This is a genomic window from Herbaspirillum sp. VT-16-41 (assembly GCF_001994935.1).
Classification (GTDB): domain Bacteria; phylum Pseudomonadota; class Gammaproteobacteria; order Burkholderiales; family Burkholderiaceae_D; genus Herbaspirillum; species Herbaspirillum frisingense.
Map to the genome: position 1 here is coordinate 45,145 of NZ_MUXB01000020.1, position 22,906 is coordinate 68,050.

Annotated in this window: 21 protein-coding genes; 17 read left to right on the forward strand and 4 right to left on the reverse strand. The window is 63.5% G+C overall.

Annotation, left to right across the window (positions count from 1 at the left end; genetic code table 11):
* Positions 1-140: 140 nt before the first annotated feature.
* Positions 141-359, reverse strand: a complete 219-nt coding sequence (locus BTM36_RS02075) for a hypothetical protein (RefSeq protein WP_006462471.1) — start codon at positions 357-359, stop codon at positions 141-143.
* Between the two features lie 651 nt (positions 360-1,010).
* Here BTM36_RS02075 and BTM36_RS02080 point away from each other — a divergent pair.
* Both BTM36_RS02080 and BTM36_RS02085 read left to right on the forward strand, forming a co-directional pair.
* Positions 1,011-1,808: a transporter substrate-binding domain-containing protein gene (locus BTM36_RS02080; protein WP_039874743.1), complete on the forward strand. Its 798-nt coding sequence runs from the start codon at positions 1,011-1,013 to the stop codon at positions 1,806-1,808.
* Between the two features lie 225 nt (positions 1,809-2,033).
* Complete coding sequence (locus BTM36_RS02085) at positions 2,034-3,695, forward strand: methyl-accepting chemotaxis protein (protein WP_168189728.1); 1,662 nt, start codon at positions 2,034-2,036, stop codon at positions 3,693-3,695.
* Positions 3,696-3,801: 106 nt separating this feature from the next.
* Here BTM36_RS02085 and BTM36_RS02090 read toward each other — a convergent pair whose 3' ends face one another.
* Positions 3,802-4,599, reverse strand: a complete 798-nt coding sequence (locus BTM36_RS02090) for a transporter substrate-binding domain-containing protein (protein ID WP_006462477.1) — start codon at positions 4,597-4,599, stop codon at positions 3,802-3,804.
* 397 nt (positions 4,600-4,996) lie between these two features.
* Here BTM36_RS02090 and BTM36_RS02095 point away from each other — a divergent pair, with 397 nt between their 5' ends.
* The 9 genes from BTM36_RS02095 (at position 4,997) to BTM36_RS02135 (ending at position 13,120) form a co-directional block, all read left to right on the forward strand.
* Positions 4,997-5,275 carry a type II toxin-antitoxin system RelE/ParE family toxin gene (locus BTM36_RS02095; RefSeq protein WP_152486647.1) on the forward strand — a complete coding sequence of 93 codons (279 nt, stop codon included), beginning with the start codon at positions 4,997-4,999 and terminating at the stop codon, positions 5,273-5,275.
* Positions 5,276-5,284: 9 nt separating this feature from the next.
* Entirely contained in the window at positions 5,285-5,590 is a 306-nt protein-coding gene (locus BTM36_RS02100; protein WP_077235020.1) for a HigA family addiction module antitoxin, read from the forward strand.
* Positions 5,591-5,703: 113 nt separating this feature from the next.
* On the forward strand, positions 5,704-8,004 hold the full coding sequence (locus tag BTM36_RS02105; protein WP_077235021.1) for a nitric-oxide reductase large subunit: 2,301 nt from the start codon (positions 5,704-5,706) through the stop codon (positions 8,002-8,004).
* A gap of 22 nt (positions 8,005-8,026) precedes the next feature.
* The gene (locus tag BTM36_RS02110; RefSeq protein ID WP_077235022.1) at positions 8,027-8,476 is read left to right on the forward strand and encodes an Rrf2 family transcriptional regulator; all 450 of its coding nucleotides are present in this window, start codon (positions 8,027-8,029) and stop codon (positions 8,474-8,476) included.
* 34 nt (positions 8,477-8,510) lie between these two features.
* Positions 8,511-8,858, forward strand: a complete 348-nt coding sequence (locus BTM36_RS02115; protein WP_077235023.1) for a metal-sulfur cluster assembly factor — start codon at positions 8,511-8,513, stop codon at positions 8,856-8,858.
* A gap of 1 nt (position 8,859) precedes the next feature.
* Complete coding sequence (locus BTM36_RS02120; RefSeq protein ID WP_077235024.1) at positions 8,860-10,002, forward strand: hypothetical protein; 1,143 nt, start codon at positions 8,860-8,862, stop codon at positions 10,000-10,002.
* A 147-nt stretch (positions 10,003-10,149) separates the two neighbouring features.
* Complete coding sequence (gene nirK, locus BTM36_RS02125; RefSeq protein WP_254426896.1) at positions 10,150-11,658, forward strand: copper-containing nitrite reductase; 1,509 nt, start codon at positions 10,150-10,152, stop codon at positions 11,656-11,658.
* A gap of 32 nt (positions 11,659-11,690) precedes the next feature.
* On the forward strand, positions 11,691-12,485 hold the full coding sequence (locus BTM36_RS02130) for a formylglycine-generating enzyme family protein (protein WP_217349526.1): 795 nt from the start codon (positions 11,691-11,693) through the stop codon (positions 12,483-12,485).
* Positions 12,482-13,120, forward strand: a complete 639-nt coding sequence (locus tag BTM36_RS02135) for an SCO family protein (RefSeq protein ID WP_077235027.1) — start codon at positions 12,482-12,484, stop codon at positions 13,118-13,120. Before BTM36_RS02130 ends, BTM36_RS02135 begins: the two co-directional genes overlap by 4 nt.
* Before the next feature lie 59 nt (positions 13,121-13,179).
* Here BTM36_RS02135 and BTM36_RS02140 read toward each other — a convergent pair whose 3' ends face one another.
* A complete protein-coding gene (locus BTM36_RS02140; RefSeq protein ID WP_077235028.1) occupies positions 13,180-14,259 on the reverse strand; it encodes a YjhT family mutarotase in 1,080 nt (359 codons plus the stop codon).
* Between the two features lie 292 nt (positions 14,260-14,551).
* Positions 14,552-15,751 (reverse strand): aminotransferase class V-fold PLP-dependent enzyme, encoded by a 1,200-nt coding sequence (locus BTM36_RS02145; RefSeq protein ID WP_077235029.1) that lies wholly within the window; start codon positions 15,749-15,751, stop codon positions 14,552-14,554.
* A gap of 345 nt (positions 15,752-16,096) precedes the next feature.
* Between BTM36_RS02145 and BTM36_RS02150 the strand changes: the two genes are divergently transcribed.
* From BTM36_RS02150 to BTM36_RS02175, 6 genes are all read left to right on the forward strand, one after another.
* A complete protein-coding gene (locus BTM36_RS02150) occupies positions 16,097-17,035 on the forward strand; it encodes a LysR family transcriptional regulator (protein WP_077235030.1) in 939 nt (312 codons plus the stop codon).
* A gap of 269 nt (positions 17,036-17,304) precedes the next feature.
* The gene (locus BTM36_RS02155; protein ID WP_077235031.1) at positions 17,305-18,777 is read left to right on the forward strand and encodes a SidA/IucD/PvdA family monooxygenase; all 1,473 of its coding nucleotides are present in this window, start codon (positions 17,305-17,307) and stop codon (positions 18,775-18,777) included.
* Positions 18,774-19,748, forward strand: a complete 975-nt coding sequence (locus BTM36_RS02160; RefSeq protein ID WP_077235032.1) for an ABC transporter permease — start codon at positions 18,774-18,776, stop codon at positions 19,746-19,748. The genes BTM36_RS02155 and BTM36_RS02160 overlap by 4 nt, the downstream gene beginning before the upstream one ends.
* Positions 19,745-20,710, forward strand: coding sequence for an ABC transporter permease (locus BTM36_RS02165; RefSeq protein ID WP_077235033.1), 966 nt, complete (start codon positions 19,745-19,747; stop codon positions 20,708-20,710). The genes BTM36_RS02160 and BTM36_RS02165 overlap by 4 nt, the downstream gene beginning before the upstream one ends.
* On the forward strand, positions 20,707-21,699 hold the full coding sequence (locus BTM36_RS02170) for an ABC transporter ATP-binding protein (RefSeq protein ID WP_077235034.1): 993 nt from the start codon (positions 20,707-20,709) through the stop codon (positions 21,697-21,699). Before BTM36_RS02165 ends, BTM36_RS02170 begins: the two co-directional genes overlap by 4 nt.
* Entirely contained in the window at positions 21,692-22,699 is a 1,008-nt protein-coding gene (locus tag BTM36_RS02175; protein WP_077235131.1) for an ABC transporter ATP-binding protein, read from the forward strand. The genes BTM36_RS02170 and BTM36_RS02175 overlap by 8 nt, the downstream gene beginning before the upstream one ends.
* Positions 22,700-22,906 lie beyond the last annotated feature (207 nt).

Sequence of the window (22,906 nt, forward strand, 5' to 3'; positions counted from 1 at the left end):
CGTTTTTTTTGCGCGCTCGTGAGGAATGACGAGAATGTCGCCATGCACCCGGGGTGGGGCGCTTGGAGGGGCGCAGAGGGATGTGAAGACTGGCGCGACCGGAACCGGTCGCGACCAGGTCGGGGCGTCTCCGCCCGGCCTTACTCTTCGCCGCGTGCGGCCAGATCGATGGCGCGCACGATGGCCACGGCTTTTTCGATCACTTCTGCCTGGCTGCTCACGCGCATGCTTTTCTTGAGATGGTGGATGTCATCCCGGGTCTTGCGGCTCACCGGAACGTTGAGGAAGCCGTCGGGCTCGACCAGAAAGCGAGGCGGCGTCGCGGTAACGGTTTCAGGTGTCTTGGAACGTCTGGGCATGGATCTCTCCCTTTTGATTGGTCTGGATGACGGCAGCGGAGTGCCTGCGGCAATATAACTGCGAACTGAAAAATATTAGAACTTATTTTTTGGATTTTACGTTTTTTCCTCGTCTTCTCCTAATTGGCGAGAATGCGAGGCTGATCTATAGCGCTATCGCAACATCGCAGGAAACAGAAAAGACCAGGCTTGCTGCAACTGCGTCATGAAGATGATTTTCATTACCGTGGCAGCGCTCGGGCCAGCCTGAAACTTTAGTTTTCGGATGATCAGGTGCTTGCCCGTGTTGGACTACTCCTAGGTGGAATCGGCTGTACCGGGCAGCTTTTGTCAGGAAAGGATGGGCGCTTGCTGAAATTGCGGAAACCTAATATTTTTTCCTGACCTGCAGCTGTTTTTTGCCTGACCCGGACTTCACGAGAAGGGTGGGGCGAATCCGGATCGCAGGCAAGAGCGGGCATGGTAATTGCATCAGTACGGAGGCGTCCTGTGCGCTGCCCGATAGGGGTGGATGCGCATCGCAGGGGACGGGACATCGGGGTATTTTCTAAGTTAGACATCGCCTGCATCGCCACGAGTGATACCGAAACAGGCGCCCCCTGTTTGCCCGTCAGCATGGATCATCAATTCAACGACAACAAGGGAACCACCATGAAGTTCGTCAAGACCGTAATCGCTGCATCCCTGGGCCTGATGGCCGGTTTGGCCGGATCGGCCCATGCCGACAACCTGGCCGACATCCAGAAGGCCGGGGTGGTGAAGATCGGCGTGCCACAGGACTTCGCGCCCTATGGCTCGGTCAATTCCGACTTGCAGCTGCAGGGGCTGGACATTGAAGTGGCCAAGCTGGTGGCCAAGGGCATGGGTGTCAAGGCCGAGCTGGTGCCGGTCCCCATCTCCAGCCGCATGGCCTTCCTGCAGACCCACAAGATCGACCTGATCATCTCGACCCTGGGCAAGAATGCCGAGCGCGAAAAGGTGATCGATTTCTCGCAGGGCTATGCGCCCTACAACAACAGCGTCTTTGGCGTGGCCGCCATCAAGGTGGCCGGTCCGGCTGACCTGGCCAACCAGACCGTGGGCGTGGCGCGCTCCACCTTCGAAGACCTGATGCTCACCGACAGCGTCCCCAAGAGCACCGTCATCAAGCGCTATGAAGACAACAACGGCCTGATCTCGGCCTACGTCTCGGGCCAGGTCCAGATCGTCGGTACCGGCGACTTCGTGGCCTATGCGCTGGCCGAGAAGACACCCAACAACAAGCCGCTGCTCAAGTACATCATCAATGTCTCGACCTGTTATGTCGGCATGAACAAGGGCGAGCCCGCACTCATGGCCAAGGTCAACGAGGCCCTGACCGCCTCCAAGAAGAGTGGCGAGCTCAATGGCATCGTCAAGAAGTGGCTCAACGTGCCGCTGCCGGAAAAGATCGCCACCACCTACCAGTAAGAAGCATGATCCGGTCCGCATCGCGGGCCGGTACTGGTCCTCTGCACTGCGCGCTGCGTCCTGCGGCGCTGCTCTCCCCACTCCTCACTCTGTACCTTTCCACCTGCCGCCCAGCCCAGGCTGCGTCCCCGGCCGCTGCCATCGCAGGCGGGTACGTTTCTTGCTGGAAAAATGACAAGCGGCAACCTCGGGGGCGGCCGCATGCACCATTACTGGGGAATCATCATGAAGGTCTTTGGGAACCTGCGTATCGGCAGCCGTCTGGCTGGCGGTTTCGCGCTGGTATTGGCGTTGTCCATCCTGATCATGGGCATTGGCGTCTGGCGCCTGCAGGTGGTCAGCAATGTCACGCAAGAGATGGTCAGCCAGTCGGTGCGCAAGGAGCGCCTGATCTCGGGCTGGTATGGCAACCTGCGCGCAGCCATCCTGCGCACCATCGCCATGTCGCGCAGCACCGACCTCACGCTCAACAATTATTTCCTCAACGAGGAACTGGCTTCGGTCAAGGAGAGTGCCGATCTGCAGAAGGAACTGGTGCCGATGTTCGACACCGCCAATGAAAAGGCGCTCTACGCCGAGATCGAGGGCATGCAGAAAGACTACAAGGCGATCACCCTGAAGATGATGGACCTCAAGTCCACCGGCGAACAGGACGCTGCCAACAGCGTGCTGATCCAGGAGTTCATGCCGCTGTCCAAGAAATACCAGGTCGCCATGCGCAAGCTGCAGCAGGCCGAGCAGGCCGAGATCGATGACGCGGCCGCCAACATCGTCGCGCTGGCCGCGCGCAGTCGCATCCTGTTGATGGTGCTGGAGGCGGCCGCGCTGGTCTTTGGCGTGCTGTGCGCCTGGCTGCTTACGCGCAGCATCGTGCGTCCGCTCAAGCAGGCCGTGGGCCTCTCGCAGCGGGTGGCCGCAGGTGACCTGACGGCGCAGATCAGCGTCACCTCACGCGATGAGGTCGGCCAGTTGCTGGCCTCGCTGCAGGACATGAACACGCGCCTGCGTGACCTGGTCGCGCGGGTGCGGCATGGCACCGACGCCATTGCCACGGCATCCGGCGAAATCGCCGAGGGTAACCAGGACCTGTCGGCCCGCACCGAGCAGCAGGCCGGTGCGCTGGAGCAGACCGCCTCGGCCATGGAAGAACTGATTTCCACCGTCCGCACCAATGCCGACAATGCCCAGCAGGCCAGCCGCCTGGCGGCCTCGGCTGCCGGCATCGCCGGCGAGGGCGGGGTGGTGGTGGGGCGTGTGGTCGATACGATGGACGCGATCAACGGCGCGTCGCGCAAGATCGTGGACATCATCAGCGTGATCGACAGCATTGCCTTCCAGACCAATATCCTGGCCTTGAATGCCGCCGTGGAAGCGGCGCGCGCCGGCGAGCAGGGGCGTGGCTTTGCCGTGGTCGCCTCGGAAGTGCGCAGCCTGGCGCAACGTTCGGCGGCAGCGGCCAAGGAGATCAAGTCACTCATCGACGATTCGGTGGACAAGGTCAGTGCCGGCAGCACGCTGGTGGAACAGGCCGGTGCCACCATGTCGCGCGTGGTCCAGAGCGTGGAGCAGGTCAATGCCATCGTCAACGAGATCAGCGTGGCCAGTACCGAGCAGAGCGAAGGTATCCAGCTGGTCAATGACGCCGTCGCGCAACTGGACGACATGACCCAGCAGAACGCCGCACTGGTGGAACAGGCAGCAGCTGCTGCGGCTTCCATGCGGGGTCAGGCGGGGGAATTGACGGAACTGGTCAGCGTGTTCCAGGTAGAGGGGCAGGCGGTGATCACGCCAGCGGGTGGGGCTGATGAGTCCGACGAGCCTGGCGCTTCTGCCGGAGGTCGCCGGCTTGCCTTGTTCTCCCGTCGTCGGCCGCTGCTGACGGCGTGAGAGATGCAAGCCAGGGTAAAGCCGATGATGCAAGGGAGGTAGAACATCGCAGGGCCTGACGGGACGCCCTCACGGTCGTCCCGTCGCCTGCCGTGGTGGCTTGCTCTTACTGGAAGGTCGTTGCCATCTTGGTCGGCAGCGGCACATTGAGCCACTTCTGCACGATGCCATTGAGTTCGCCGCTCTTCTTGGCGGCGGTCAGCACGTCATTGACCTTGGCCAGCAGGGCGGCTTCGCCCTTGTTGAGGCCCACGCTGCAGCTGGACTCATTGATGATGTACTTGAGCACGGGCTTGTTGTCCGGCGCTTTCTCGGCCAGTGCATAGGCCACGAAGTCACCGGTTCCCACCAGTTGCACCTGGCCCGAGACATAGGCCGAGATCATGGCGTTGTTGTCTTCGTAGCGCTTGATGGTGGCGCTCTTGGGGGCAGTGTCGGTCAACTGCAGGTCCTGGAAGGTGCCGCGTGCCACGCCCACGGTCTTGCCGGCCAGGTCGGCCGGGCCGGTGACCTTCACTGCGGCCACGCCGAAGACGCTGTTGTTGTACGGCGCATAGGCTTGCGAGAAATCGATGACCTTTTCACGCTCGGCATTCTTGCCCAGCGTCGAGATGACCAGATCGGCCTTGTGCGTCTGCAGGTAGGCGATGCGATTGGCGCTGGCCACCGGAACCAGCTGCACCTTCACGCCCATTTTCTGCGCGATCAGTTTGGCCACATCGATGTCCAGGCCCTGCAATTGCAGGTCGGCGTTGACCGAGCCGAAGGGAGCGAAATCCTGCGGCACGGCGATGCGCACGGTGCCCGACTTCTGGATATCGGCCAGTGCGTCGGCGTGGGCGGTATTGACGGCCAGTGACAGCAGGGCCAGGGAAACGGCCAGGGCCGGTTTTGCAAACTTCATGGAAACCCCTTGAAAAATAGATGCGTCTGGAGCTTTCCCAATTGCAATGAGCGTGCCAGACGCTATGGACAGGTAATCGGCCGGAATTGAATCGGTAATCGACCCGGAAGCGGCTGATCGGGGATGATACGCCAGGATGCCCTTCCTGGGCGGGTGTTCATGGGGCATGGAAGGGACGAACTTGGGGCGGGGGTTCACCAAGTTCGGGCTTGTCTCATTGATTGATAATCGACAGATAAGCGACCGCCCAGGGGCGGAAATCCAAAAAATTCCGAATGCCGGATGAAAATGCCCCGCTTTTGCCAGCTGCCTTGCCTGTTCGACTAGGATGGCGCCTGTTCTTTCGCGAAGTTTCTGTTTAACGGAAACTGTTTGGCGGTATAAAATCATCCTAAAAATGATCCTTTCATTTTCTTGCGCAGATACTGAATCTCTGTTCCATAGCTTGCCGGTCAAGCGATTCAGGAATATCGAACGCGTGGCGCGCCGCAAACTTCTGATGATTCACGCTGCTTCTGCATTGTCGGTGCTACAGGTGCCTCCAGGTAATCATCTTGAATCATTGCGCGGAAACCGGAAGGGGCAATACAGCATTCGCATCAGCGGCCAGTGGCGAATTTGTTTTCGTTGGACCGCTGAAGGCGTACACGACGTTGAAATCGTCGATTACCACTAGGAGTGCACGATGACGAAGAAACTGGACGAAATTCATCCAGGTGAAATCCTGCTGAAAGAATTCATCAAGCCCATGGGGATGACGGCGGCGCGCGTGGCGGCCGATATCGACGTGCCGGTGTCGCGTATCAGTGAAATCGTACGTGGCAAGCGGCCTGTCACTGTTGATACGGCGGTACGCCTGGGCGTCTACTTCAGGATGGATCCCAAATTCTGGCTCAACCTGCAGGCCGAATACGATTTGCGGATCGCTCAACGTGAACTGCTGCCGATCATCAAGACTCGTATCCGTCCCATGATGGTGTCCGGTGCGTGAGCCGAACACCTCGCTGCCCGCTGCGAGCGGATTTGTTTGATATGCCGCAAGGTTGACGGGCGGGGCGGCTCCTACCATAGATTCATTTGAAATGAACCTTATGGAGGAGGCGCATGAAATCGGTCCACAGGCTCTGGCGTTGGCTGGGGCTTATCTTTGTCCTGTCGTTCGGGATATTGGGTTTTCTCGGCTACCAGATCCATCTGCAGGCGCCGCCCATTCCCAAGACCGTGATGTCGTCCGAGGGCGAACTGCTCTACACGGGCGAGCAAATCCAGGCCGGGCAACGGGCCTGGCTGTCTGCCGGTGGCCAGCAGATCGGTACCGTCTGGGGCCATGGTGCCTACGTCGCGCCGGACTGGTCGGCTGACTGGCTGCACCGTGAAGCGCTGGCGCTGCGGGAATTATTGCTTGAGCAGCGCGGCGCAGGGCTTGTCGGCACGCAGGCAGCTTCTACATCATCTCCGACGTCTTCATCCGCAGCTGCCCTTGATGCTGCAGTGCGCGATGAAATGCGCCATAACGGCTACGATGCGGCCACCCAGGTACTGACCGTCTCCCGCCAGCGGGCACAGGCCATCCAGGCCACGGCGGCGCATTACGAGGGCCTGTTCGGCAGCGACCCGGCGCTGCAGCCGCTGCGCGAACAATACGCCATGGTGGCCGGCAGTCTGCCCGAGGCCAACGATCGCCGGGCGCTGGGCGCGTTCTTTTTCTGGTCTTCCTGGGCTGCTGCGACCGACCGGCCTGGTCAAACCGGTCTTTCCTATACCAGCAACTGGCCGCATGAACCGCTGGTGGGCAACAAGATGAGTGTGTCCGCCGCCATGTGGTCCATGGCCAGCATCGTACTGCTCATTGCCGGGATTGCTGCCATGGTGTGGTTCCATGGTGGCCAGAAGCACGCAGAGCAGAGCGTGTTGCCCAAGGTCGATCCCTTCCTCGATGTGGTGGCCACGCCGTCCATGAAGGCCACGCGCAAATATTTCTTTGCCGTCATCGGCCTGCTCCTGCTGCAGATCGGCATGGGCGCCATCACGGCCCACTATGCGGTGGAAGGCGAAGCCTTCTTCGGCATCCCGCTGGCGCAACTGCTGCCTTATGTTGTCAGTCGCACGGTCCACACACAGGTCGGCATCTTCTGGATCGCCACGGCCTGGCTGGCCACGGGCCTGTATATCGCGCCCTTGCTGTCGGGGCGGGAGCCGCGATTCCAGAAACTTGGTGTCGATGTGCTGTTCTGGGCGCTGATCGCCATCGTGGTCGGCTCGACCGCTACCGGCTGGATCGGCAGCCTGCAGCACGCCGGGGTCGACTTCAGCTTCTGGATCGGCAACCAGGGTCTGGAGTACACCAGCATGGGCCGGGTCTGGCAGATCCTGTTGTTCGTCGGTCTGCTGTTCTGGCTCCTGCTGCTGGGACGCGCGCTGTGGCCGGCCTTGAAGACGCCCTCCGAGAGCCGCGGCCTGATCGCCATGGTGTTCCTGTCGGCTACCTGCATCGGCGGTTTCTACGCCAGTTCCCTGATGTGGGGGCAACATACCCATTACTCGATGATCGAATACTGGCGCTGGTGGCTGGTCCACCTCTGGGTGGAAGGTTTCTTCGAGGTATTCGCTACCGCGGTGGTCGCCCTGATCTTCACCCGTCTGGGCCTGGTGCAGACCGCCAGCGCCAACCGCGCCATCGTTGCCGAGACCATTGTCTTCCTGTTCGGCGGCATCCTGGGGACCCTGCATCACCTGTACTTCACCGGTACGCCGACCTCGGTGATCGCCGTGGGCGCGGTGTTTTCCGCACTTGAGGTCGTGCCGCTGGCCATGATTGGCCTGGAGGCGGTACAGACCTATCGGCGCGCCCAGGGGGCCGCCTGGATGCGCGCCTACAAGTGGCCCATCCTGTGTTTCGTGGCGGTCGGTTTCTGGAATACCGTAGGCGCCGGCGTGCTCGGTTTCGCCATCAATCCGCCAGCCTCGCTGTACTACGTGCAAGGGCTGAACATGACCCCGGCACACGGCCACGCGGCCCTGTTCGGTGTCTACGGCATGCTGGGCATCGGGCTCATGCTGTTCTGCCTGCGTGGCCTGTATGCACGGGAGCGGCACGCCGATGGGTGGCTCAAGCCCGCCTATCTGTGCCTGAACATCGGCCTGGCGATGATGGTCTTCATGTCCTTGCTGCCGGCCGGCATCTACCAGGCCTGGGCCAGCATCGACCGCGGCATGTGGTTTGCACGCTCACCCGAGGTGCTGCATTCCAGAGTCATGGAAACACTGGTCTGGCTGCGTGTGCCAGGTGACATCGTCTTTGCCGCAGGTGGGCTGATGCTGGCATGCTACGCCATCGGCCTGCTGCGTCGGCCCGGCCGTCATGCTGCCAGGAGCGCCGCGGCGGTCCCCGTGAAAAAAGCTTGAGACATCATCAGGAGCATTGCCCATGAAACTGACCCAGTTCACCGACTACAGCCTGCGCGTGCTGATGTACCTGGCCGCGCAACCGGAGCGGCGTGCGACCATCGCCGAGATTGCCACCACCTTCGCCATTTCCGAAAGCCATTTGACCAAGGTCGTGCATTTCCTCGCGCAGCAGGGCTGGCTGGCCACCATCAGGGGCAAGGGCGGTGGAATGAGCCTGGCGGTGCCGCCGGCCGGGATCGTGATCGGCCAGGTCGTACGTGCCACCGAAGGGCCGGCCGTTCCGGCAGAGTGCTTCGGTCCGCATCCGGATCATTGCGTGATCGTCGATGCCTGCCGGCTCAAGGCGGCGCTGCAGAAGGCGGCCCAGGCCTTCTATGCCGTGCTGGATGAATACACCCTGGCCGACATCACACGCAACCGCAACGTGTTGGTCCAACTACTTCAACTCCCGCCGGTGCGTGCGGCCTGAGGGCCGCTGTCCGGCGTCACCTTTTTCGCTTGCCATGGCTGCCATCACCGATGATTCCGCTCCATTCCCTTACGACGGTCCGCACGCTCTGCAAGACCCGATACAGCAGGCCCTGACACGCGTGGTGGACCCCGAGCTGTCGCTGTCCGTCGTCGATGTCGGACTGATCTACAGTGTGCGCGTGGCCGATGGTATGGCGCATGTCGAGCTGACGATGACCAGCCCGGCCTGTCCCTTGTCGGAGGTCGTGCTCGATGATGTCCGCACAGAGATGCTCAAGGTACTCCCCGCCAGCCATGGGCTGGATATCCAGCTGGTCTGGGAGCCGCCCTGGGAGCCGGCCCGGATGAGCGCCAGGGCACGTCATCTCATGGGGTGGTGAGATGCCCTCCGCGGTCGTGATTGCGCGCTTCAGCGTTGCCATCGCCCTGGTCGGCATGCTGGTGTGCGCGGTACTGGGCGGGCTGCTGCGGGCCGGTTCGCTGCCCCTTTTGCCTTACGGCAGTCAGCTGATCGGGCAAAGCGCCGGCTTGCATGCCGTACTGATGCTGCCGGTCTTTCTGGGGAGCGTCATCGCCATCGAGCGTGCGGTGGCGGTACGTCTTCGGTGGGCATATCTCGCTCCGGTGTGTTGCGTGGCGCAGGGCCTGCTGCTCCTGGCGACCGAGGGCCAGCAGGCCTTCCCCTGGATAACTGCTCTGGGCGGCGCGGCGTCGCTGTGCTTCGTGGCGGTCAGTGCGTTGTTGCTGGCGCGCCAGCCGGCCACGCATACGGTGCTGATGTTGATGGCTGCCCTGGCATGGCTTGGCGGGAACGTGGTGCAGGCATCGCAACGCGACGTCAACGTCGCGCTGCTTTGGTGGTTCGCCTTCGTGGTGCTGACCATCACGGCGGAACGTCTGGAGATGTCGCGCCTTTTGCCCAGGCACCCGGTATCGCGCCCGCTCTTGCTGTCGGCCCTGCTGTGCCTGCTGGCGGCGCTGGTCACGGCACTGGTCGATCTGCGTATCGGACTGCTGCTTTTCGGCATCGCGCTGCTGACGTTGGCAGGGTGGCTCTGCTGCTTCGATGTCGCCCGACGGACTGTGCGGTCGCGGGGCCTGAGTCGTTACATGGCCGTGTGTCTGTTGAGCGGCTATGGCTGGCTGATGGTGTCGGGTCTTGGGTGGATCGGCCTCGGGCTGGAGTGGGGTGTGCATCCCGACGCGGGCCTGCCGCTACGCGATGTCGCGTTGCATGCACTCGGACTGGGTTTCATCTGGAGCATGGTGATGGCGCATGCACCGGTCATCCTGCCGGCGGTTGCCCGCGTGAAGGTGTTGTATGGCCCGTGGTTCTATGGGCCGCTGATGGTCATGCATGCCTCCTTGCTGTTGCGTTGTGGCGGCGGATGGTGGCACGCCGATCTGCTTGCCTCGGGCGCTTCGCTCAACGCAATTGCCATTACCTCGTTTGCACTGACGATGCTGGCCTCAGCATGGGCCTGGCGCTACCGGCACCATGGGGTCGCTGCTGATACCGTTTGACCTGCCTCAATCCAATCTCGGTTGCGCGTTCTTAACATAAAGATTCATTCCTAATGAATGTTTATAGGCGCCGATCCTCGACGCCTCACCAAGGAGAACGTCGTGAGATTGAATATCAGGAAAGCGCTCATCCCCGCATTATTGGTAATGGGCCTCGCCGTCACGCTGCCGGCTACGACCGCGACCCCGGCGACCCCAGCGACCCCAGCGACCCCAGCGACTCCGGTTGCGGCCAAGCCGGTCCAGGTCGGCAAGTCTGGCAAGACCGGCGACTTCGGGCCGCCGCAGGGTGCACCCATCCGCGCTGTGCTCACCAGCCCACCGGAAGTGCCGCCACCCACCAACCGCAATTACCCGGCCAAGGTGATCGTCGATCTGGAAGTGGTGGAGAAGGAAATGCAGATTTCCGAAGGCGTCTCCTATACCTTCTGGACCTTCGGCGGCACCGTGCCCGGCAGCTTCATCCGCGTGCGCCAGGGCGATACGGTGGAGTTCCATCTCAAGAACCATCCCGACAGCAATATGCCGCACAACATCGACCTGCACGGCGTGACCGGACCCGGTGGGGGCGCCGCCTCCAGCTTCACCGCGCCGGGTCACGCGTCGCAGTTCAGTTTCAAGGCCCTCAACGAAGGCCTCTATGTCTATCACTGCGCCACCGCGCCGGTGGGCATGCACGTAGCCAATGGCATGTACGGTCTGATCCTGGTCGAGCCTCCGCAGGGCTTGAGCAAGGTCGACCGCGAGTATTACGTCATGCAGGGCGACTTTTACACTACCGGCAAGTATCGCGAGAAGGGCGTGCAGCCGTTCGACATGGAAAAGGCGATCGACGAACGTCCGACCTACGTGCTCTTCAACGGTGCCGAAGGTGCGCTCACCGGCGACAAGGCCATCACCGCCAAGGTCAATGAAACCGTGCGTCTGTTCGTCGGCAACGGTGGTCCCAACCTGGTATCCAGTTTCCATGTGATCGGTGCCATCTTCGACAAGGTGCAGTTCGAAGGCGGTTCGCTGGCGCAGAAGAATGTGCAGACCACGCTGATTCCGGCCGGCGGCGCCGCCATCGTCGAGTTCCGTACCAAGGTGCCGGGCAGCTACGTGCTGGTCGATCACTCCATCTTCCGGGCCTTCAACAAGGGCGCCTTGGCCATCCTCAAGGTCAATGGCGCGGAGAACAAGGCCATCTATTCCGGCAAGGAACTGGACTCGGTCTACCTGGGCGACCGTGCCCAGCCCAATCTGGCCGCCGTGACCACGGCCACCGTCAACGCCGCCAGCGGCAAGCTGACGCTGCAGGATCAGGTACAGGCCGGCAAAGCCCTGTTCGCAGGTACCTGCTCGGTGTGCCACCAGAGCAATGGTGCAGGCTTGCCGGGCGTGTTCCCACCGCTGGCCAAGTCCGACTATCTCACCGGCGGCTATGATCGCGCCATCAAGGCCGTGCTGCACGGGCTCAGCGGCAAGGTGGTGGTCAATGGCACTGCGTACGATTCGGTCATGCCGCCGATGAACCAGCTCAATGACGACGAGATTGCCAACATCCTGACCTACGTGGCCAATGAATGGGGTAATCCCGGTGGGCGCGTTTCCACCGAGGAGGTCAGGAAGCTGCGTGCCAGCAAGCCCGCCGCGGCTGCCAAGGCCGACCATTGAGCCATTCCGTGTTCAGCGCGAGGGGGCGCGAGATGATCCGCGTCATCGTAGCGGCCAGCCTGCTGGCTCAGTTCGGCATGCCGGAGCAGGCCCGCGCTCAGGGTGCCGATTATGTGCGGGTGCCGGCCGGCACCCTGGTCAGCGTACTGGCCGGTGACGCCGATCGCGGGCCGGTCCCGGTGGCCGCTTTCGACATGCGCATCCTGCCGGTAAGCCAGGACGCGTTTCGCACCTTCGTGATCGCGCACCCGCAGTGGCAGCGCGGACAGGCGGTCCGAGCGTTTGTCGACGGTGGCTACCTGAAGGACTGGGCCACGCCGGAGCACCCGATGGAGGGCGCTGCCAGCGCGCGGCCGGTCGTCAACGTCAGCTGGTTCGCGGCGCAGGCCTATTGCGAAGCCGAGGGCGCGCGCCTGCCGACCTGGCAGGAATGGGAATACGTGGCCGCCGCCGATGCCAGTCGCCACGATGCCCGCGCCGATCCGGCGTGGCGCGCCCGCATCCTCAACTGGTATGCCCGCCCGGTCGGCGGCGGGCCCGGCGACGTGGGTGGCGAGGCCAATTTCTATGGCGTACGCGACATGCATGGTCTGATCTGGGAATGGGTGGACGACTTCAACGCCTTGCTGGTCAGCCCTGATAGCCGCTCGGCTGATGACCCCGACAAGCTCCAGTTTTGCGGCGCCGGCGCCATCAACCTGCAGCAACGCGACAACTATGCCGTGCTGATGCGTATCGCACTGCTGTCGTCCCTGGGCGCCGCCGACAGCACCAGTAGCCTGGGCTTTCGCTGTGTACGCCCGATTGCATCCAAGGAGAAGTCATGAAAATCCCAGCATTGCCAGCACTACTGGCGACCATGGCATTCATTGTGGGCGCGCTCACCGGCGGCACAGTGATGGCCGCAGCCCCGGAGGATCATTCCGCGCCAGCCTCTTCACGTCCGCCGGGGACAGTCGCAGCGGCCTTGCCCGGTGATTCGGTGTATCAGCTCGATGCCCGCTTTACCGATCAGGATGGCAGCCCGTTCAGCCTGGCGCAAAGGCGCGGCCAGCCGAGGCTGGTCGGCATGTTCTACACCTCGTGTGAATTCGTTTGCCCATTGCTGGTGGAGGCGCTGCGCAATACGGAGGCAGGACTCACGGCGCCGGAGCGTGCCAGGCTCAGCGTGCTGCTGATCACCATCGATCCCGTGCGCGACACGGTGGCTGTCCTCAAGCGTACCGCCGGCCAGCGCGAGATTGATTCGCCCCGCTGGACCCTGGCCCGCAGCGACGTCGCCACCACGCGCAAACTGGCGGCAGTATTGGGATTGCAGTACCGGGCCCTCCCCAATGGGGATTTCAATCACAGCACTGACCTCATCCTGCTGGATGCAGAGGGTCGTGTGGCGGCCCGCACCAAACAGCTCAGCGGCATCGACCCGGAATTCTTGAGGAAGGTGAAGCTAAGCGCACAGTAGTGTCAGTGGTGGCAGATCGTGGCGCGGGCGGGAGGGAGTGGGGGAGATCGACCGGACGATCAACGCATGATGAGTCGATCCCGCAGCCACAGCGTATCCAGGCAGGGCCGCCCTTCATCACTATCGCCGCCGATGAGGACCAGGCCGTCGCCGACTTCGATGCTGATGCCGTTGGCACGGGGGCAGGGCAGGCTATCGAGAAAATTCCACTGCCGGTCCTGGAGGACGAAGATGTTGGCCAGCCATTTCCTGCGCAGTCCTTCATGGGCGAAATAGTCACCGCGGGCATAGCGTTCCCAGGCGCCGGCAAAGTGCGTTCCGCCGGCGACCACGGTCATGTTCCCGACGCGGCCGCCGAAGCAGCCACCGAAGCCGTCGTTGACCGGCACCGCGTGCGACGCTTGCCACTGCACGCCGGCAGGGCCCAGCCGGCCATGCTTGATCGTGCTGGCATTCAGGCCGGGTTTGACTTCACCGCCCAGCAGATAGAAATTGGCGCCATCGCGGACCACAGCTGCCTTGCAGTGACCGTGGTGGGGCTGGGTTCCCATGCTGTGCCAGGTCATGGTGAGCAGGTTCAGGGCCCAGGTCTCGGCGTTCCAGTTGAATCTGGCGATGGGCCGGCTCATGTAGCGCACGGTGATGTCCTCGCGATCCCTTTCTTCGGCCGTTTCCAGGTCGCGGTGGAAAGCATCGAACTGCTCCCGATGGTAGCCACCGAAGAACAGCAGGGTGCTTGCATTGACTGCGATGGCAGCGGCGCCACTCAAGCCCACCGGCAAGACCGTGTTCAATTGCTCCCAGCGATCGCTGGCATGCAGGTAACGGTAGGCCGTGTCGAATTGCGTAGTGACGGCAGCCGGTGATGCCTTGCCGAAGCCGCCGAACACGTAGACTGCATCGCCAGCGGCAATGACGACTGCGCAGCGCGGTGGCGGCCCGGGGAAATCGGCGCAGCGTTCCCAGTGATGGCCGGGAAGGGACAGGTCCAGGCAATACCAGCGATGACCCGCGCTGCCCAGGCCGGCATAGATGGTCTGGCCCACCCGCGCACCGCCGCCGTCCACGCACTCGCCCGGCAGGGCCGGCAGGTGCGTGGTGATGATCTGGTGGAGACGAGGAGGGGGCTGGGTGGGCATGGATTCTGTTTCTTGGACATGTCATCGGAATGCCGGATGCAAGGTAAAAGTGCTCACCTCCCCGGTCAATGAGAAAAGTCCTAAAAATCGAATCCGTGTGCGTGCTTGTGAAAATGGAAACGCCCCCGTCGTTGGTCGTCTGGGCGCGATGGCGTTGATCGTGAGTGATCCGTATGGAGCGCGAAAGCTCAGGCCGGGAGCGATCTCAGGCCTGGAGCGATACGCGAAAGGCAGGTAGGGGAAGAGGGAGGCAAGCGCGCCAGTGCCGCGCCAGAGTAGCTACCGGGCCGCGTCAGGCCGGCAGCGCCGCGGCAAGCTCGCAGGCCAGCACCTGCCGCACGGCGGCGACCACGTAATCGATCTCCGCTTCGGTGGTGCCGCGTCCCAGTGAGAAGCGCACCGCATTGCGTGCCACTTCCGGCGAACGGCCGATAGCCAGCAACACGAAAGAAGGTGCGGAGGCAGCCGAGTTGCAGGCCGAACCGGCCGATACCGCGATGCCCAGCAACTGGCTGGCCAGCGTGCCATAGCGGGTGGGCGGGAAGCTCACGTTCAGGTTGTGGGGTACGCGCTGCTCGGCGCTGCCATTGAGCTGTACGCCAGGCAAGTCTGCCAGCCCCGCCCACAGGCGATCGCGCAGGCTGCGGATGCGACGGCCTTCTTCCTGCAGCAACTGGCCGGCCAGGGCGAAGGCTTCGCCCATGCCGACGATCTGGTGCGTGGCCAGGGTGCCCGAACGCATGCCGTTTTCATGACCACCGCCATCGATCTGGGCTTCCAGCTTCAGGTCCGGATTGGTGCGCACGTAGAGCGCGCCTATGCCCTTGGGGCCATACACCTTGTGCGCGGAGAAGGACATCAGGTCCACCGGCAGCTGCGCCAGGTCGATGGCGATCTTGCCGGCGGCCTGCACCGCATCGACGTGGAATACCACGCCGCGTTCGGCGCAGATGCGACCCAGTTCGGCGATGGGCTGGATCACGCCGATCTCGTTGTTGACGTACATGACCGAGGCCAGCAGCGTGTCGTCGCGCAGGGCGGCGCGGAACTGCTCCGGGGTGATCAGGCCATCGGCGCCAGGCTGCAGATAGCTGACCTCGAAGCCGGCCTTCTCCAGGGTGTGCATGGTATCGAGCACGGCCTTGTGCTCGGTCGCCACCGTGATCAGGTGCTTGCCGCGTCCACGCGCGCGCAGGGCATGGGCGCACCCCTTCAGGGCCAGGTTGTTGGATTCGGTGGCACCGGAGGTCCAGATGATTTCATTGGCCTGCGCACCCACCAGAGCAGCCACTTGCGCCCGCGCATGATCCACGGCGCGTCGCGCCTCCCAGCCGAAGGGATGGGAGCTGCTGGCGGCATTGCCGAACTTGTCGGTGAGGAAATCGCACATCACCCGCGCCACCTGCGGATCGACCGGCGTGGTCGCGCCATAGTCAAGGTAGATGGGGAATTGCAGATCGGCCGGCGGGCGACAGGGGACAGGGGCGTTCATGTGGGCGTGGTCGGACTAATCGGAATAATCGGAAGCTCGGGGTTGATCCAGCCGTGCGGCCGGCACATCGTATCCATACGTCATGGGTCATACGTTAGCGCGCCTGGCCACGCCGGGAAAAGGACTTTGAAGGTATTTGTATATACGCTTTACGGTTTTTCCTGGCGGCAATGCCGTGGCAGCAAGCGCAATGGCGCCAGCGGCGGCCCTGATTCCCTCGAATTCCAGGTCAAGCAACGCCGGCATGCATTTGCTTATACAAAATTATTATACTGAAATAGAATACAGACAAACCTATAATTCGAAAATCATATGCAAGCACTTTGATCAAGGAAAGCGATTTCGATGGACCTGAACCAGCTGGAGGCATTTGCGGCGGTAATGACCCTGGGTAGTGTGACCGGCGCCGGTCGCAGCCTGGGGCGTTCGCAGCCGGCCGTCAGCAAGGCCGTCGGTGATCTGGAGGCCGAGCTGGGCTATGCCCTGTTCGACCGCAACGGCCCGCGGGTCACCCCCACCGCCAAGGCCTTCCTGCTCTATGAAGAAGTGGAGCGCTCGCTGGTGGGCCTGCGCAGCATCCGCGAACGTGCCCAGGAAATCGCCCGGGAAGAAGTCCATCCCCTGCACCTGGTAGCGACTCCCGCGCTGGCCTCGACCATTGCGCCGGCCGCCCTGCAGTTGCTGGCCAGCGACAAGGGGCGTGCCTTTCCCGAACACGTCCACCTACGCAGCGCGTCGGCCGAGCAGGTGGTGCATGCCGTCCTGCACCGTACCGTGAGCCTGGGGCTGACGTCCTTGCCGGTGGCGCATCGCGGGCTGGACCTGCACTGGATCGGCGAGGCGCCCTGCGTGGCGGTGGTGCGCGCCGACCATCCCCTGGCCGGGCGCGACAAGCTGACCCGCGCCGCCCTGCGCGGGCAGCGCGTCATCACCATGTCCAATCGCTACCGCCTGCGCCAACGCGTGGAGAGCGCCCTGGGCGAAGACAGCCAGCTGGACGTGGCTATCGATACCAATACCTCCTTCAACGCCATCATGGCCGCCCGCGCCGGGCTGGGGGTGGCGCTGGTGGAGCCGGCCACGGCCTATGGCATGCCCATCGAGGGGATGGTGGTCAAGCGGCTGGCGGTGGACATCCCTTTTTACTTTGGTGTGGTCACGCCCTATGGCAAGCCGGTCGAGGGCATGACCCAGAGCCTGATCGATGCGGTGGAGCAGGCCGCACGCCACACCCTGCAGGGCTTCGTCAAGCGTGACGCCAGCCTGCACGATGAATTGCTGTAAATGATTTTGTAGTGTGTAGCAGCGAAGTAAGTAACAAGTAACAAAGAGGCTGGGGCAGATATTGTGTGCCGCCACTCACCGTTCGACCTGAGTAGCGGCATGGCCCTGAAAGGGCCTACTCAGGTCGAACGGTAGGTGGCTGAAGTCGGCACAGCCTCCCAACAGCGGCGTCAACCGGGAAGGGTGCCGCATCACAAGAACCCGAAACGAGACGATCGACGGCAAACTACCGTGCCGGCGACGTCTTTTCATGCTTTTGACGAGGCGATATGGACAACACCCAAGCGACAACATCGAGCGCCCCCAGCCCGGCCGGACTGGCCGCCCTGGAGGCGCGTCTGCGCCAGGACCTGGAATGGCTGGCGCTGCCCGGCAAGTCGTGGACTCCGACCCTGGAACGCGATGGTCAGCCCGTGATCGACGTGGCCATCATCGGCGGCGGCCAGGCCGGCATGGCGGCCTCGGTGGCGCTGTCGCATCTGGGTATCGCCAATGTCATCTACGATCAGTCCCCCAAGGACTTCGAAGGCCCCTGGGCCACCACGGCGCGCATGGAAACCCTGCGCTCGCCCAAGACCCTGACCGGCCCGGCGCTGGGCTTTCCGGCGCTGACCTTCCGCGCCTGGTTCGAGGCCCAGTTCGGCCTGGCGGCGTGGGACGCACTGGACAAGATTCCGCGCCTGCAGTGGATGGATTACCTGCGCTGGTTCCGCCGCGCGATGCAACTGGATATCCGCAACGAGCACCGTGTGCTGGCCGTGCAGCCGCGTGCCGATGGCATCGTCGCATTGAAGCTGCAGTCGCCTGCGGGCGAGTCCACCGTGCTGGCGCGCCGCGTGGTGGTGGCCACCGGCCGCGATGGCCTGGGCGGTGCCTACCTGCCGCCGCTGGTGCAGCAATTGCCGCGTGACCGCTGGGCGCATTCGTCCGACCTGTTGGACTACGCCAGCCTGAAGGGCAGGCGCGTGGGGGTCATCGGTGGTGGTGCCTCGGCCATGGACAGCGCGGCCACCGCCCTGGAAGAGGGTGCGGCACGAGTCGATCTGCTGATCCGCCGCAAGGACCTGCCGCGCATCAACAAGGGCAAGGGGTCGGGCAGTCCCGGCCTGGTCAACGGCCACCTGCATCTGCCGGATGCCTGGAAGTGGCGCATCCGCCATTACGTCAACGTGCAGCAGGTGCCGCCGCCTTCGGGCAGCACGCGCCGCGTCTCGCGCTTTGCCAATGCGCGCTTCCTGCTGGGCACTGCCATCGAGAAAGTGGACGTCAACAACGACGGTTCGCTGCTGCTGCAGACCAACCGTGGTCCGCTGGAACTGGATTTCCTGTTCTTTTCGACCGGCTTCAAGATCGACTGGAGCATCCGACCCGAATTCAAGGACATCGCGCCGCATATCCTCAACTGGAGTGATCGTTACACTCCGCCCGCCGGCGAGGAAGACCAGGAACTGGCCGATTCACCCTACCTGGGTCCGGTCTTCGAGTTCCAGCAAAAGACCCCGGGCAGCCTGCCGGGGCTGGAGCGCATCCACTGCTTCTGCTACCCGGCCGCCGCCAGCCATGGCACGGTGTCGGGCGATATCCCGGCCATCAGCGACGGTGCCTATCGCCTGGCGCAGGGCATCGCCGCGCTGATGTACAGCGAAGACGTCGACTACCACTATCGCAATATCCAGGCCTATGAAGAGCCGGAACTGGAAGGCGACGAGTGGTCCGAATCCCCTTGGGAGCTGCCCGCATGAGCGCAGCGATTGCCAAGAGCGTGCTTCAGGCGCTGATGGTGGTGCTGTTGATGACGGTGATCGTCTTCTTCGGCCTGCACATGATCGGCAATCCGGTCGATATCCTGATCGGCCAGGACGTCGACCAGGTGGACCGCCTGCGCATCATCCAGGAGTTGGGGCTGGACCAGCCGGTCTGGCGCCAGTACCTGGCCTTCCTCAATGGCGCCCTGCACGGCAACCTGGGCAACAGTTTCGTGTACAACACGCCGGCCATCCTGCTGATCTTCCAGCGCCTGCCGGCCACGCTGGAACTGGCTTTCGCGGCGCTGTTCCTGGCGCTGCTGGTGGGGGTGCCGCTAGGTCTGTTCGCAGGCATGAAGCCCGACCATCCACTCTCGCGCCTGGTGATGACCACCAGTATTCTCGGTTTTTCGCTGCCCACCTTCTGGATCGGCCTGATGCTCATCATGGCCTTTTCGGTCACGCTGGGCTGGCTGCCTTCGGGCGGGCGCGGCCAGACCGCCGAACTCTTCGGGGTGCAATGGTCGTGGCTGACGGCGGATGGCTGGCGCCACATGATCCTGCCGGCCATCAACCTGTCGCTGTTCAAGATTTCGCTGGTAATCCGCCTGACCCGCGCCAACGTGCGCGAGGTGCTGCCGATGGACTTCGTCAAGTTCGCCCGTGCCAAGGGGCTGTCACCGGCGCGGGTGGTGCTGATGTATGTGCTGCGCAATACCCTGATCCCGCTGGTGACCGTGGTCGGCCTGGAGTTCGGCTCCACCATCGCCTTTGCGGTGGTGACCGAGAGCATCTTCGCCTGGCCGGGCGCCGGCAAGCTCATCCTCGATAGCATCAATGCCCTGGACCGGCCCGTGATCGTGGCCTACCTGATGGTGATCGTCTGCATGTTCGTCACCATCAACCTGGTGGTCGACGTGCTCTACAAGATACTGGACCCGCGCGTGCGGGTGGAGGCCAAGGCATGAGCGTGCCGCCAACCGAAATGACCCCAATGACCCAGGAGCAGGTGCGCGCCCGCGTGGCTGAGCTGTCGGCCTTCCAGGCGCCGCGCCGCGAGTCGCCCTGGCGCCGCGTGCTGCGCCACTTCGTGGCCTCGCGCTCGGCGGTGCTGGGCCTGGTGATCGTGCTGCTCTTGATCGTGGGCGCCATTGCCGCGCCCTGGATCACGCCGCAGAACCCCTATGACCTGATGCAGCTGGACGTGCTCGATGCCCGCCTGCATCCCGGCACCATCAACGGCCTGGGGACCTATACCTACTGGCTGGGAACCGACGGCCAGGGCCGTGACCTGGTCTCGGCCATCCTCTACGGTCTGCGCATCAGCGTGGGCATCGGTGTGGGCTCGGCGCTGATCGCCGGCGTGATCGGCACGCTCGTCGGCCTGCTGGCCGCCTACGCCGGGGGCAAGGTGGACACGGTACTGATGCGTTTTGCCGACCTGGTGCTGTCGTTCCCGTCGATTCTGGTGGCGATGCTGATCCTGGCTTACGTTGGCAAGGGCATCTTCAACGTCATGGCCACGCTGGTGGTGCTGGAGTGGGCCTACTATGCCCGCACCGCCCGGGGCCAGGCGCTGGTGGAACGGCGCAAGGAATACGTGGAGGCGGCACGCGGACTGAACCTGTCGTCCTGGCGCATCATGGTGCGCCACATCCTGCCCAACTGCCTGCCGCCGCTGATCGTCATCGGCACCCTGCAGGTGGCCCGTGCCATCACGCTGGAAGCCACGCTGTCCTTCCTCGGCCTGGGCGTACCCATTACCGAGCCCTCGCTGGGCCTGCTCATCTCCAACGGTTACCAATACATGCTCTCGGGCGAATACTGGATCAGCTTCTATCCCGGCATCACGCTGTTGGTCGTGATCGTCGCCATCAATCTGGTGGGCGACCGCCTGCGCGACATCCTCAATCCAAGGTGGCAGAAATGAGCGCCCTCACGCTGGAAGTGCGCAATCTGCGCACCCATTTCTTCACGCCCGATGGTGTGCTGCCGGCGGTCGATGATGTCTCGCTGTCGGTCGGCCGTGGCCGCATCCTCGGGCTGGTGGGTGAATCGGGCTCGGGCAAGAGCGTGACCGGTTTTTCCATCCTCGGCATGGTCGATGCCCCGGGACGCATCGTCGGTGGCGAAATCCTGTTCCAGGGACGCGACCTGGTGCGCATGGACAAGACCTCCCTGCGCGAGCTGCAGGGCAACCGCATCGCCATGATCTTCCAGGATCCGATGATGACCCTGAATCCGGTGCTCAAGGTCGAGGCGCAGATGGTCGATGCCGTGCTCGCGCACAGTAAGGTGAGCCGCCAGCAGGCCCGCGAACTGGCTCGCGACACTCTGGGCATGATGGGTATCGCCAGTCCCGAGGAGCGTCTGCAGGCCTATCCGCATCAGCTCTCGGGCGGCATGCGCCAGCGCGTGGCCATTGCCATCGCCATGCTGCACAAGCCCGACCTGATCATTGCCGACGAGCCGACCACCGCGCTGGATGTGACCATCCAGGCGCAGATCCTGTCGGAGGTGCAGAAACTGGCGCGCCAGCATGGCACGGCGCTGATCTGGATCACCCACGACCTGTCGGTGGTGGCGGGCCTGGCCGATGAAGTGGCGGTGATGTATGCCGGGCGCATCGTCGAGCAGGGTAGTGTGGAGGCGGTGCTCGATGCGCCGCTGCACCCCTATACCCAGGGCCTGATTGGCAGCCTGCCCAGCAACAACCGGCGCGGTGCGCGCTTGCGCCAGATTCCCGGTATGACGCCCAATCTGCTGCACCTGCCCCCCACCTGTGCCTTCGCGGCGCGCTGCGAGCGCGTCAGCCAGCACTGCCTGGAAGCCCCCGGGATCAGCGAACCGCTGCCGGGCCACCGCGTACGTTGCTATCACCCCACTACCAGCCCACAGGGCAATGCGCAACATGGATAAGGCCGTCATCCCCCTGATCGAAACCCGCGCCGTCAGCCGTCGCTTTGGCGAGCGCCGCCAGGGCTGGCTGGAGCGCCAGTTGCAGGCACGCGGCTGGAGCCGTCCACCGGCCGTCACGCACGCCCTCGATCAGGTCGATCTGAAAGTCTTGCCCGGCGAAGTGGTCGGGCTGGTCGGCGAATCCGGTTGCGGCAAGTCCACGCTGGGCCGCGTGGCCTGTGGCCTGCTCGATCCTTCGGACGGACAGGTGCTGATCAACGGCCGCGAGCGTTCCACGCTCACCAGCAAGGAAGAAGCCGAAGCCCGCCTGCAGGTGCAGATGATCTTCCAGAACCCCTACGCCAGCCTGAACCCGCGCCTGCGCATCGACCAGATCGTGGGCGAGGCCGCGCAAGTCAACGGCAAGGTCGAGGGTGACCTGGATGAGTACGTCTGCCGCCAGCTGCTGCGTGCCGGCCTCGATCCGGCCCTGCGCGACCGCTACCCGCACCAGTTCTCCGGCGGCCAGCGCCAGCGCATCGGCATCGCCCGCGCCCTGGCAGTGCAGCCGCAGATGCTGGTCTGTGACGAGGCCGTGGCGGCGCTGGACGTGTCGATCCAGGCACAGATCCTGAACCTGTTCATGGACCTGCGCGAAGAACTGGGCCTGACCTATCTCTTCATCAGCCATGACCTGGGCGTGGTGGAGCATGTCTCCGACCGCGTGGTCATCATGTACCTGGGCCGCGTGGTGGAGAGTGCGCCGGTGGGCGAGCTGTTCGGCCAGCCCAACCATCCCTACACGCAAGCCCTGCTGGCCGAGGTGCCGCGCATGGCGGCGCGCAAGAAGGAGTTCACCGCCATCAAGGGCGAGATTCCCAGCCCGCTCAATCCACCCACGGGCTGCCATTTCAATCCGCGCTGCCCGCATGCGATGGCGCGCTGCCGTGAAGAACAACCGCTCCTGCGCGAGATCGCGCCGGGGCATCTGAGTGCCTGCCATCTCAACGATGGCCGATGAGAGGGATTGTTGAAATGTTCCATCTCCCGTTCGGACTGAGTAGGCCCCCCGGGGCCGTATCGAAGACGCTGATGCAGTTGCAGCCAGGCCTTCAATATGCAGATGTTGCAGCTGCGCTGCTACTCAGTCCGAACGGGAGCAAGGGGGCCGTCCAGAAAGCCCCGAACTGATGTACCCGTAGTGCCTCCACCATGACCACACAGAGGA

Coding starts and splice junctions, on each gene's coding strand:
- BTM36_RS02075 (WP_006462471.1), bottom strand. CDS start 359: ATGCCCAGACGTTCCAAGACACCTGAAACCGTTACCGCGACGCCGCCT.
- BTM36_RS02080 (WP_039874743.1), top strand. CDS start 1,011: ATGAAGTTCGTCAAGACCGTAATCGCTGCATCCCTGGGCCTGATGGCC.
- BTM36_RS02085 (WP_168189728.1), top strand. CDS start 2,034: ATGAAGGTCTTTGGGAACCTGCGTATCGGCAGCCGTCTGGCTGGCGGT.
- BTM36_RS02090 (WP_006462477.1), bottom strand. CDS start 4,599: ATGAAGTTTGCAAAACCGGCCCTGGCCGTTTCCCTGGCCCTGCTGTCA.
- BTM36_RS02095 (WP_152486647.1), top strand. CDS start 4,997: ATGATCCTTTCATTTTCTTGCGCAGATACTGAATCTCTGTTCCATAGC.
- BTM36_RS02100 (WP_077235020.1), top strand. CDS start 5,285: ATGACGAAGAAACTGGACGAAATTCATCCAGGTGAAATCCTGCTGAAA.
- BTM36_RS02105 (WP_077235021.1), top strand. CDS start 5,704: ATGAAATCGGTCCACAGGCTCTGGCGTTGGCTGGGGCTTATCTTTGTC.
- BTM36_RS02110 (WP_077235022.1), top strand. CDS start 8,027: ATGAAACTGACCCAGTTCACCGACTACAGCCTGCGCGTGCTGATGTAC.
- BTM36_RS02115 (WP_077235023.1), top strand. CDS start 8,511: ATGGCTGCCATCACCGATGATTCCGCTCCATTCCCTTACGACGGTCCG.
- BTM36_RS02120 (WP_077235024.1), top strand. CDS start 8,860: ATGCCCTCCGCGGTCGTGATTGCGCGCTTCAGCGTTGCCATCGCCCTG.
- nirK (WP_254426896.1), top strand. CDS start 10,150: ATGGGCCTCGCCGTCACGCTGCCGGCTACGACCGCGACCCCGGCGACC.
- BTM36_RS02130 (WP_217349526.1), top strand. CDS start 11,691: ATGATCCGCGTCATCGTAGCGGCCAGCCTGCTGGCTCAGTTCGGCATG.
- BTM36_RS02135 (WP_077235027.1), top strand. CDS start 12,482: ATGAAAATCCCAGCATTGCCAGCACTACTGGCGACCATGGCATTCATT.
- BTM36_RS02140 (WP_077235028.1), bottom strand. CDS start 14,259: ATGCCCACCCAGCCCCCTCCTCGTCTCCACCAGATCATCACCACGCAC.
- BTM36_RS02145 (WP_077235029.1), bottom strand. CDS start 15,751: ATGAACGCCCCTGTCCCCTGTCGCCCGCCGGCCGATCTGCAATTCCCC.
- BTM36_RS02150 (WP_077235030.1), top strand. CDS start 16,097: ATGGACCTGAACCAGCTGGAGGCATTTGCGGCGGTAATGACCCTGGGT.
- BTM36_RS02155 (WP_077235031.1), top strand. CDS start 17,305: ATGGACAACACCCAAGCGACAACATCGAGCGCCCCCAGCCCGGCCGGA.
- BTM36_RS02160 (WP_077235032.1), top strand. CDS start 18,774: ATGAGCGCAGCGATTGCCAAGAGCGTGCTTCAGGCGCTGATGGTGGTG.
- BTM36_RS02165 (WP_077235033.1), top strand. CDS start 19,745: ATGAGCGTGCCGCCAACCGAAATGACCCCAATGACCCAGGAGCAGGTG.
- BTM36_RS02170 (WP_077235034.1), top strand. CDS start 20,707: ATGAGCGCCCTCACGCTGGAAGTGCGCAATCTGCGCACCCATTTCTTC.
- BTM36_RS02175 (WP_077235131.1), top strand. CDS start 21,692: ATGGATAAGGCCGTCATCCCCCTGATCGAAACCCGCGCCGTCAGCCGT.